This window comes from Pseudomonas sp. A39 (assembly GCF_058145955.1).
The window spans coordinates 74,106-84,561 of the sequence record NZ_JBYVMD010000031.1 but is presented as its reverse complement, the minus strand read 5'-3'; the positions used below and the strand labels follow the sequence as shown (position 1 = coordinate 84,561).

9 protein-coding genes are annotated in these 10,456 nt (G+C 60.6%); 5 read left to right on the top strand and 4 right to left on the bottom strand.

Translation table 11 applies throughout. The features are described from left to right. The 3 genes from topA to AC3ZU9_RS21765 form a co-directional block, all read left to right on the top strand. On the top strand, nt 1-2,437 hold a 2,437-nt coding region (gene topA, locus AC3ZU9_RS21775; RefSeq protein ID WP_490091301.1), incomplete at its 5' end, for a type I DNA topoisomerase. Nucleotides 2,438-2,635: 198 nt separating this feature from the next. After that, nucleotides 2,636-3,157 (top strand): DUF6586 family protein, encoded by a 522-nt coding sequence (locus AC3ZU9_RS21770; protein ID WP_012722847.1) that lies wholly within the window; start codon nt 2,636-2,638, stop codon nt 3,155-3,157. Nucleotides 3,158-3,275: 118 nt separating this feature from the next. Then, nucleotides 3,276-3,509, top strand: a complete 234-nt coding sequence (locus AC3ZU9_RS21765; RefSeq protein WP_010212068.1) for a hypothetical protein — start codon at nt 3,276-3,278, stop codon at nt 3,507-3,509. A gap of 350 nt (nt 3,510-3,859) precedes the next feature. On the opposite strand, the gene sulA is transcribed toward AC3ZU9_RS21765, so the two are convergent. Both sulA and lexA read right to left on the bottom strand, forming a co-directional pair. Continuing rightward, nucleotides 3,860-4,333, bottom strand: coding sequence for an SOS-induced cell division inhibitor SulA (sulA, locus tag AC3ZU9_RS21760; RefSeq protein WP_012722849.1), 474 nt, complete (start codon nt 4,331-4,333; stop codon nt 3,860-3,862). A 10-nt stretch (nt 4,334-4,343) separates the two neighbouring features. Beyond that, complete coding sequence (gene lexA / locus AC3ZU9_RS21755) at nt 4,344-4,952, bottom strand: transcriptional repressor LexA (protein ID WP_003172575.1); 609 nt, start codon at nt 4,950-4,952, stop codon at nt 4,344-4,346. Between the two features lie 263 nt (nt 4,953-5,215). On the opposite strand from lexA, the gene AC3ZU9_RS21750 reads away from it, so the two are divergent. Beyond that, a complete protein-coding gene (locus tag AC3ZU9_RS21750) occupies nt 5,216-5,923 on the top strand; it encodes a TetR/AcrR family transcriptional regulator (RefSeq protein ID WP_012722850.1) in 708 nt (235 codons plus the stop codon). A 136-nt stretch (nt 5,924-6,059) separates the two neighbouring features. Further along, the gene (nagZ, locus tag AC3ZU9_RS21745; RefSeq protein WP_046035151.1) at nt 6,060-7,070 is read left to right on the top strand and encodes a beta-N-acetylhexosaminidase; all 1,011 of its coding nucleotides are present in this window, start codon (nt 6,060-6,062) and stop codon (nt 7,068-7,070) included. 112 nt (nt 7,071-7,182) lie between these two features. On the opposite strand, the gene AC3ZU9_RS21740 is transcribed toward nagZ, so the two are convergent. Beyond that, complete coding sequence (locus tag AC3ZU9_RS21740; RefSeq protein ID WP_490091300.1) at nt 7,183-9,876, bottom strand: DEAD/DEAH box helicase; 2,694 nt, start codon at nt 9,874-9,876, stop codon at nt 7,183-7,185. A 9-nt stretch (nt 9,877-9,885) separates the two neighbouring features. Then, a complete protein-coding gene (locus AC3ZU9_RS21735) occupies nt 9,886-10,452 on the bottom strand; it encodes a CsiV family protein (RefSeq protein ID WP_490091299.1) in 567 nt (188 codons plus the stop codon). Nucleotides 10,453-10,456 lie beyond the last annotated feature (4 nt).

The following is a 10,456-nucleotide window of genomic DNA, read 5'->3' as shown; positions in this document are numbered from 1 at the left end:
GGTACTCACGCCTAAAGAGAAAGCGCGCAAGCAGCTGGTCTCACGCATGGGTGTGGACCCGGATCATGGCTGGAAGGCCAAGTACGAAATCCTTCCGGGCAAGGAAAAGGTCATCGAAGAGCTGCGCCGGCTCGCCAAAGATGCCGACACCATCTATCTCGCAACGGACTTGGACCGCGAAGGGGAAGCCATTGCCTGGCACCTGCGGGAAGCCATTGGCGGCGACGATAGCCGCTACAAGCGTGTGGTGTTCAACGAAATCACCAAGAAAGCCATCCAGGAAGCCTTCTCCAAGCCGGGCGAACTGGACATCGACCGTGTCAACGCCCAGCAAGCGCGTCGTTTCCTCGACCGCGTCGTGGGTTACATGGTCTCGCCACTGTTGTGGGCCAAGATCGCCCGTGGCCTGTCCGCCGGCCGTGTGCAATCGGTCGCGGTAAAGCTGGTGGTGGAGCGTGAGCGCGAGATCCGTGCGTTCAACCCCGAAGAGTATTGGGAAGTCCACGCCGACCTCGGCACCGCCAAGGGTGCCAATGTGCGCTTTGAAGTGGCCCGCGAGAAAGGTGAGGCCTTCAAGCCGCTGAACGAAGCCCAGGCCATGGCTGCGCTGGAAAAGCTCAAGGCGTCCAGCTACAGCATCGTCAAGCGTGAAGACAAACCCACCAGCAGCAAGCCATCGGCACCGTTCATCACCTCCACCCTGCAACAGGCCGCGAGTAACCGCCTGGGCTTCGGGGTGAAGAAAACCATGATGATGGCCCAGCGTCTGTACGAAGCCGGCTACATCACCTATATGCGTACCGACTCCACCAACCTTTCGGTGGACGCGGTCGCGATGGCGCGTACTTACATTGAAAGCGAGTTCGGCAAGAAATACCTGCCGGAGAAGCCGAACGTCTACAGCAGCAAGGAAGGCGCACAGGAGGCTCACGAAGCGATTCGTCCTTCGGACGCCAACACCGAGCCAAGCAAGCTCAGTGGCATGGAGCGCGACGCCGAGCGCCTCTACGAGCTGATCTGGCGCCAGTTCCTGGCCTGCCAGATGCTGCCGGCGCAATACCTGTCCACCACGGTCAGTGTGGGGGCTGGGGACTTCGAGCTGCGTGCCAAGGGCCGTATCCTCAAGTTCGACGGTTACACCCGCGTGATGCCGCAGATCGCCAAGCCAGGCGATGACGATGTGCTGCCGGACATGGCCCAGGGCGATACGTTGAAGCTGATCAAGCTCGACCCGTCCCAGCACTTCACCAAGCCACCGGCGCGTTACTCGGAAGCCAGCCTGGTAAAAGAGATGGAAAAACGCGGTATCGGTCGTCCTTCGACCTACGCGGCGATCATCTCCACCATCCAGGATCGCGGCTACGTGGCGTTGCACAACCGTCGTTTCTATTCGGAAAAGATGGGCGACATCGTCACCGAGCGCCTGTCCGAGAGCTTCTCCAACCTGATGGACTACGGCTTTACCGCCGGTATGGAAGAGAACCTCGATGACGTCGCCCAGGGCGAGCGCGACTGGAAAAACGTGCTGGACGAGTTCTACGGCGACTTCAAGAAAAAGCTCGAAGTGGCCGAAAGCCCTGAGAGCGGCATGCGTGCCAACCAGCCGGTGATGACCGACATCCCGTGCCTGACCTGCGGCCGCCCGATGCAGATTCGTACGGCGTCCACCGGCGTTTTCCTCGGTTGCTCGGGCTACAGCCTGCCGCCGAAAGAGCGCTGCAAGGCCACCGTCAACCTGGTGCCGGGCGATGAAATCGCGGCTGACGATGAGGGTGAATCCGAGTCGCTGGTACTGCGTGGCAAGCACCGTTGCCCGATCTGCAGCACGGCGATGGACGCTTACCTGCTGGACGAGAAGCACAAGCTGCACATCTGCGGTAACAACCCGGATTGCAACGGCTACGAGATCGAAGAAGGCACCTACCGCATCAAGGGCTATGAAGGTCCGAGCCTGGAATGCGACAAGTGCGGCAGCGAGATGCAGCTCAAGACCGGTCGTTTCGGCAAGTTCTTCGGTTGCACCAACCCGACGTGCAAGAACACCCGCAAACTGCTGAAAAGCGGTGACGCGGCGCCGCCTAAGATGGACCCGGTGAAGATGCCCGAACTCAAGTGCGAGAAGGTCAACGACACCTACATCCTGCGTGACGGCGCTTCCGGCCTGTTCCTGGCGGCCAGCCAGTTCCCGAAAAACCGCGAGACCCGTGCACCGTTGGTGCTGGAGATCGTGCCGCACAAGGATGAGATCGATCCGAAGTACCACTTCCTGTGTGAGGCGCCGAAGAAGGATCCCGACGGTCGTCCGGCCGTGATCCGCTACAGCCGCAAGACCAAGGAGCAATACGTGCAGTCCGAAGTGGACGGCAAGCCTACCGGCTGGAAAGCGTTCTACGACGGTGGTAAGTGGAAGGTCGAGGACAAGCGTCAGGGCGCTTGATCCGTCGGATGCGCTGAAGATCCAATGTGGGAAGGGGCAAGTCGAATCGTCGCCGCCCCTCCCACATTGGATTTTTTTGGTTCTGAACGTCGAGTTTTGACCCGCCTAAGCAGCGGTTTATTGCACTTGCAGTAGGTTCGGCTGATCCGTGACACTGTTCAGCCAGCATCACGCTTATTCGTTGTGGAGATTGCCGTCATGGCCAACGAACTCTATACCCGTACCAACCAGAAAATTTACTTCGCGGGTTTGTCCCTGGAAGCCCTTGGCCGTGCCGAGGAAGGGAAGGAGATGAACGCGATTGCGCTGGTTCAGGCTGGGCGTGAAGCCGCGTTGTTCCACCTGTATGGTGCGTTACTGGGCTTGTGTCATGAGATCGCCGGGTTCTACCGCTTGCCCCAGGCCGGTTCGCCCCGTGCGGAAATGATCATGAATCGTGAAGTGCTGGAAAGCATGGCGATCCCTGAGCTGGCCGAGTTGGTGGAAATGGCCCAGAGCCCTGACAGCTGGGTCGCGCGTCTGCTTAAGGCCCATGCGGATATGTTTCAGCCGCCCCGTGTTCCCCATGTGCCCAAGGGCGATGTAACCCAGCCCCTGATCGTGGCGGTTGCGTTGGAAGAGGAAGAGCCTAAGCCTCTGAGTCGCGAAGAGTTGGAAGGCTGGCGTCAGGAGCTGAAAAAGATGGCGTTGCGCTTTCGTGAAGGTTTAAACGAGTGCTGAACGTTGGTCGGATTCATATGGCGCCGTTCATCAAGCCGTAAAGAAACCTCTTCAGAACCTCAACGAAGCCTGGCAGATGACTGATATAATCCCGGGCTTTCGTGGAGAACAGACTTTTATGCCGACGTCCTTTCTGGAAATTGTTGAGTTGCCCGACGGCCGAATCGAGCTGCGCCGGGCTGAGGACGAAGGTTCTCTGGTTATTCTGGATTTTTCCGAGGACGCCAAAGTGTTCCTGCAGGGCCAGCACGTGGAAGTGGCAAAAGCCATGTTGAGCGTGGGTGTGCAGATGGCAGGTCGCCTTGCAGAAGGCGAGCCGGAGAAAGAAGACGGGCCACGCGTTCTTCACTGAGGTCTGCGACGAGCGTGCAAGTTTTGGCCAGCGGGGCTGTTGTGGTGAGTGGGCTTGTGGTTGTGAGCTGGGCTGTTGTGGGCTGGGCTGTTGTGGTGAGCGGGCTTGCCCCGCGCTGGGCTGCGAAGCGGCCCCAAAACCAGGCACCGCGGAATACCTGATGTACCGCATTAAATCGATTTAGGACTGCTTCGCAGCCCAGCGCGGGGCAAGCCCGCTCACCACAACAAGCCTGCTCACCACAACAAGCCCAGTCACCATAAGAAGCCTGCAAGCCACAGTAAGCCCGGTCACCATAAGAAGCCTGCAAACCACAGTAAGCCTGCGCACCATACGCAAAGTCCGTACTTTTATCCCAATCGAATATTCAAGCTCTGAGCATCGCCCGTGCGTGCGGCGCTGATCAGCTGTTGCTTGGCCGCAGCATTCAGAGGGTTCAGCCAGCTCACCACGGTGTGGCTACGGCCCAGGCGCAAGGCTTCGCAGGTCAACTGCTGGGCGCTTTGCGCGCCGCGCGGTTGCAGCAGCAGGATGCGTTCGCGGTTGAGGCCGGCGTCCCGCAGCCAGGCCTGGGTCAGGCTGGCGGGCGGGGCGATCAGCGTCAGCCAGCGGGCGTCCTGCTCTTCGCTCAATTCGCGAAGGATTGGCGCCAACAGGCTCAGGCAGCTCCCAGCTGCACCGCGCAACGACAATTCACTGAACGCCTCAGGCTCGGCGCTCCAGGGCGCCTCGATCGTTTCCTTGAGGATGGGCGCAAGGGGTTGGGCCATGAAGGCCTCGAACAGCGACAGTTGTGTGTGTTGTGGGGTGTGCACGAGCTGCATGATGCCTCCTTTAGCGGCGAATGACGCCGACGCTCAAGCCTTCGATCACCAGGTCCTGATCTTTCAGGTTCACTTCAATCGGGGCGAACTCAGGGTTCTCGGCCAACAGCCAGACCTTGCTGCCTTCGCGCTTGAAGCGTTTGACGGTGACTTCGTCGCCGATACGGGCGACGACGATCTGGCCATTACGGGCTTCGCGTGTAGTGTGGACGGCCAGCAGGTCACCGTCGAAGATGCCCACGTCCTTCATGCTCATGCCATGGACCCGCAACAGGTAGTCGGCGCGAGGATGGAAGAAGGTCGGGTTGATGTTGCAGGATTCCTCGACGTGCTGCTGCGCCAGGATCGGCGCACCGGCAGCGACACGGCCGATGATCGGCAGGGTCGATTCGTCGGCCTTGGCTTCGAAGCCAGGGATGCGAATGCCGCGCGAGGCACCGGGGGTCATCTCGATGGCGCCTTTGCGCGCGAGGGCCTTGAGGTGTTCTTCGGCGGCGTTGGGGGACTTGAACCCCAGTTCCAGCGCAATTTCCGCTCGTGTCGGCGGGTAGCCGTTGTCATCGAGGCAGCGCTTGATAAAAGCCAGAATCTCAGCTTGGCGTGGCGTCAGTTTTAGCATGTTGATCGCTCTGTCTTTTTATACAGTGACTGGGATTATATACAGTGAACTGCGCTTGGCAATCATCCTTTTTGGCCACTCCGCTGGACGGTCATCGGGGACACGTCCTACAAGGCAGGGATAGCGCTGCCTACAGACCGCCAAGGATGTGATTAAATAGCGATGAAATACATGACTGCCCGGCCGGAAAGCGAACCCGCAGGCTTGACAAGACATAACCTGAAACGTATGTTTCAAACAAGTGTTTGTCAGGCGGAGTAGCCATGGCCCAGTCGGAAACCGTTGAACGCATTCTCGATGCTGCCGAGCAATTGTTCGCGGAAAAAGGATTCGCTGAAACTTCATTGCGGCTGATTACCAGCAAGGCTGGCGTCAACCTCGCGGCAGTGAATTACCATTTCGGCTCGAAAAAAGCGCTTATCCAAGCCGTGTTCTCGCGCTTCCTGGGGCCGTTCTGCGCCAGTCTTGACCGTGAACTCGAGCGTCGCCAGGCAAAGGCTGAGCACAAGCCCACCTTGGAAGAGCTGTTGGAAATCCTCGTTGAACAAGCCCTGGTGGTTCAGCCCCGCAGCGGCAACGACCTGTCGATCTTCATGCGCCTGTTGGGCTTGGCGTTCAGTCAAAGCCAGGGCCACCTGCGGCGTTACTTGGAAGACATGTACGGCAAGGTTTTCCGCCGCTACATGTTGCTGGTCAACGAGGCCGCCCCGCGTATTCCGCCGATCGAGCTGTTCTGGCGTGTGCACTTCATGTTGGGTGCTGCCGCGTTCAGCATGTCCGGGATCAAGGCGTTGCGGGCCATTGCCGAAACCGATTTCGGTGTGAATACCTCTATCGAGCAGGTCATGCGCCTGATGGTGCCGTTCCTTGCCGCCGGCATGCGCGCCGAAACCGGCGTGAGCGACCCGGACATGGCCGCCGCCCAGCTGCGCCCACGCAGCAAATCCGCGCCGGCCCCCGCCAAGGTTTGACCCGTCCGGGTGTGCGCAGCCGCTTGCATCCGCTAAGCTAGCGGCCCATGCCGAATTCAGCTATTTACTCGCAACCCGTTGTTCTCACTGTGCCTGGTGAGAGCAACGGGTTGTGTGCGTTCTATAAGGAAGGTTTATGACTGCTGCCCTGCAAGGTTCTTTGATGGTCGACGTTGCCGGTACCTGGCTGACGGCCGAGGATCGCCACCTGTTGCGCCAGCCTGAAGTGGGCGGCCTGATCATTTTTGCGCGCAATATCGAGCATCCACGCCAGGTGCGGGAGTTGAGCGCGGCGATTCGTGCCGTGCGCCCGGACCTGTTGCTGGCGGTTGACCAGGAAGGCGGTCGCGTACAGCGCCTGCGCCAGGGCTTTGTGCGCCTGCCGGCTATGCGTGCGCTGGCGGACAACCCCAATGCTGAATACCTGGCCGAGCAATGCGGCTGGATCATGGCGACTGAAGTGCTGGCCGTGGGCCTGGACCTGAGTTTCGCCCCCGTCCTCGATCTGGACTATCAACGCAGCGCCGTGGTCGGCACCCGATCCTTCGAGGGCGACCCCGAGCGCGCTGCCGTGCTCGCCGGTGCCTTTATCCGTGGGATGAACAGCGCGGGCATGGCCGCGACCGGTAAACACTTCCCGGGCCATGGTTGGGCGGAGGCCGATTCCCACGTCGCGATTCCCAATGACGAGCGCAGCCTGGAGCAGATTCGCGCCAATGACTTGGTGCCTTTCGCACGCTTGAGCAAGCAACTGGCGGCGGTGATGCCCGCTCACGTGATCTATCCGCAAGTCGATGCCCAGCCAGCCGGGTTCTCGCGACGCTGGTTGCAGGAGATCTTGCGCGGCGAGTTGCAGTTCGATGGCGTGATTTTCAGTGATGACCTGTCCATGGCCGGTGCCCATGTGGTGGGCGACGCCGCCAGCCGTATCGAAGCGGCGCTGACGGCGGGTTGCGACATGGGCCTGGTGTGCAATGATCGCGCGGCTGCCGAGTTGGCGTTGACCGCCGCCCAGCGCATGAAGGTCAAACCATCGGCCCGAATCGCACGCATGCGCGGACAGGCGATTGCGTCGACGGACTACAAGCAGGATCCGCGTTGGTTGGCGGCAGTTACCGCGCTGCGTGAAGCGCAGTTGATCGGCTGAAAACCGCGGTGCGCCCATCGCAGGCAAGCCAGCTCCCACATTCGACCGCAGTTATCTTGAAGAAACGCGGTCACCTGTGGGAGCTGGCTTGCCTGCGATAGCGATCTGACAGTCAGCGCTTTTCCTGTTTGTGGGGCAACGGCGCGAACAGCGCTTCAATATCCTCGTTGCCCAGCTGCCAGTCTCCGGTAGTACGCCCATCCAGCACGCCCGCTGCCAGATCGGACTTTTCTTTTTGCAGGTGTTGGATTTTTTCCTCCACCGTGCCTCGGGCAATCATCTTGTACACGAACACCGGCTTCTCCTGCCCGATGCGATACGCACGGTCGGTGGCCTGGTTTTCCGTGGCCGGGTTCCACCATGGGTCGTAGTGGATCACCGTGTCGGCTTCCGTCAGGTTCAGGCCTACACCGCCGGCCTTCAGGCTGATCAGAAAAATCTGCAGCTTGCCGCTCTGGAAGTCCTTCACCGGCGTGCGCCGATCGCGGGTCTGGCCGGTCAACAAGGCGTAGGCAACGCCGCGCTTTTTAAGCTCGACTTCGATCAGGCTCAGCATCGAGGTGAACTGGGAAAACAGCAGGATCCGCCGGCCTTCTTCAAACAGCTCCTCGAGCATCGTCATCAAACTGTCGAGCTTGCCCGAGCTGCTGCCACGGGAGGGCAGGGTGGCGTCGTTGACCAGGCGCAGGTCGCAGCACACCTGGCGCAGCTTCAGCAGCGCCTCAAGAATGATGATTTGGCTGCGTGCCACACCCTTGCGGGTGATCTCGTCACGCACCTTCTTGTCCATGGCCAGGCGCATGGTTTCGTACACGTCGCGCTGGGCCTCATTGAGGTCGACCCAGTGGATGATCTCGGTCTTGGGCGGCAACTCCGTGGCCACCTGCTCCTTGGTGCGGCGCAGCAGGAAGGGTTTTATCCGGCCGTTGAGGTGCTGCAATCGTACATCGCTGGCGCGCTTTTCGATGGGCACGCGGTAATCGCGGTTGAAGCTTTTCACGTCGCCCAGCCAGCCCGGCAGGAGGAAATGAAACAACGACCACAGCTCACCCAAGTGGTTTTCCAGTGGCGTGCCGCTGAGGCACAAGCGTTGCCGCGCATTCAACTCGCGCGCCGCCTGGGCCGCTTTGCTGGAAGGGTTCTTGATGTACTGCGCTTCATCCAGGATCAGCACATGCAACGGCAAGGCGGCGAGCTGTTCGATATCCTTGGGCAGCAGCGCGTAGGTGGTCAGCAGCAGGTCGTAGTCGTTCAGGTTGGCAAAATGTTTCTTACGTGTCGCGCCATACAGCGCCAGTACCTTGAGCTGTGGGGTGAAGTGCGCCGCCTCATCGAGCCAATTGGGAATCAAGCTGGTGGGCATCACCACCATGCAGGGCCGATCCAGGCGCCCGGCGATTTTTTCAGTGAGAATATGCGCCAAGGTTTGCAGGGTTTTACCCAGGCCCATGTCATCCGCAAGTATCCCGCCTACATCGAGCTGGCGCAGTGACTGCATCCAGCTCAAGCCTTCCAGCTGGTACGGGCGTAACGTCGCGTTCAACCCTTCCGGCGCTACGCAGGTGAAATCCTTGATATCCCGCAGGCGCTGGGCGAAGTTGCGGATCTTCTCGCCACCTTCCCATTGCAGCGGCAGGTCTTCGAGCGGGTTCAAGCGAATCGCATCGGCCTTGGCCAGGCGCAGCGTGGTGGTGCCGGCTTCCTGCAAGTAGAACTCGCCGAGGGTTGCCAGTACCGGTTTCAGCCGGCCGTAAGGCAGCGCCACTTGCAGCGGGCCATGGCCGCCGTTGGGCAGGCCGGGAATGTTTACCAGGATCAGTTCTTCATCGCGACGGCGTGCGAGTTTTTCCGGGTTGAGGATCTCGGTGTGGGAGCGCATCAGGTTCAGCAGGATCGGCAGCAGGCTCAGCCGCTCGCCGTTGACGATAATGCCCAGCTCCAAGTCGAACCAATCGCGCTCCGGCCCGTCATCGACGGTGGCGTACCAGTCATCGACGGTGCTCAGGTCGAAGCCGAAGTCCTCATCGATCTGCAGCTCCCAGCCCTCGGCCCGTAAGGTGGGTGATGCGTTGAGGGTGAAGTTGAGCCAGGCGCTGTCATTGACCATCTCGAACAGCTCGCCAGCGCTTTCCGGCAAGGCTTTGCTCTGGCGTGTGGCGATCTTGAAGCCGAGCAGCCGCAGGTGTTCGCGGTACGGCTGTTCCAGCTCCGGATGCCGCTTGATCCGCAGGCTCTGGGTGTCCTGGCGCACGATGATGTCGGCGTTTTTCTGCCCGCTGACATAGTTGCCCAAGTAGTTGAATGACAGCGCCGCACGGTGCTGGATGTAGCGCTGCATCTTGCCATTGCGCGGTTCAAAGGCACTGAACTCGACACTGGCCAGCCACAAGCGCGGCACGGGCACTACATCCTCCATGACCACCTGCGGCAACGCCACGCGGTTTTCCAGTACGGCCTGGAGTTTTTCCAGCAGCTCGGCATCCTGTGCAGCGGCCGGATAGGCCAGGGTTTCCTGGACTTTGAGCAGCACCGCCGCGATGTGTTTGCAGTTGGTGTGCACCGGGCAGGTACAGCGGCTGTCCACCAGGATCAGCGTGCCCTTGGCCGACTCGCGCAGTGAGATGGTCTGCCGATAAACGTTGCCGCCCGAGCCTTCGCAACTGGCGACGATGGTGCTGTCGCCGCATTCGACGATGCGCACCCGGTTCTCCAGGGCATAACGGCGCCCGCGCTCCAGGCTTTGCTCTTTGAAGCGATTGGCCCATGAAGGGGCCAGGGGTTTGGTCAGCGACGACGTCAGGGGCATGGCGCTGGATCAGTCCTGGATATCGGGCGGTGGTGCGCTGGGTGGCTTGGCGGTCAACGAGGTGATCTTGATCAACAGCGCCAAGTGGCCGCCGTCCAGGTAGTTGAGCTGGTTGTTCTTGGTGCGCACGTCCTTCTGGGCGAGGTGTTCGCTGGCGGTCACGCTGCCATTACTGTCGAAGGTGTTGATCCAAAAGTCCGCGTCGATGTCCGTGAAGCGACCCAGTTGCAGGCTCAAAACACCCTCGATGGGAAACTGGCCAAACTGCTCCTGGCCGTCGGTGATCGCGATGTTGACCGGCTGCTCACCCAGGTTCTGTTCCCAGGCCTTGTGCGCCAACACGGTGTAGCTGTTATCGGCGCGCAGCTTTTCGACGATGTTGCTCAGGCGCGGTGGGCTCAGCTTGTCGCCCAGGCGCACGGCCCCGGCATCCCAGTTTTCCGGCGCGGCGCGGCTGTTGATCACCGGCTCGGCGTTCTGGCGCACCAGGATCATTTCCACCTGGTACGGGCTGTCGGCAAACGCCGTAGGTGCCACGACCACCAACAACAGGCTCAAAATGCGGAACAGGCGCATTGGG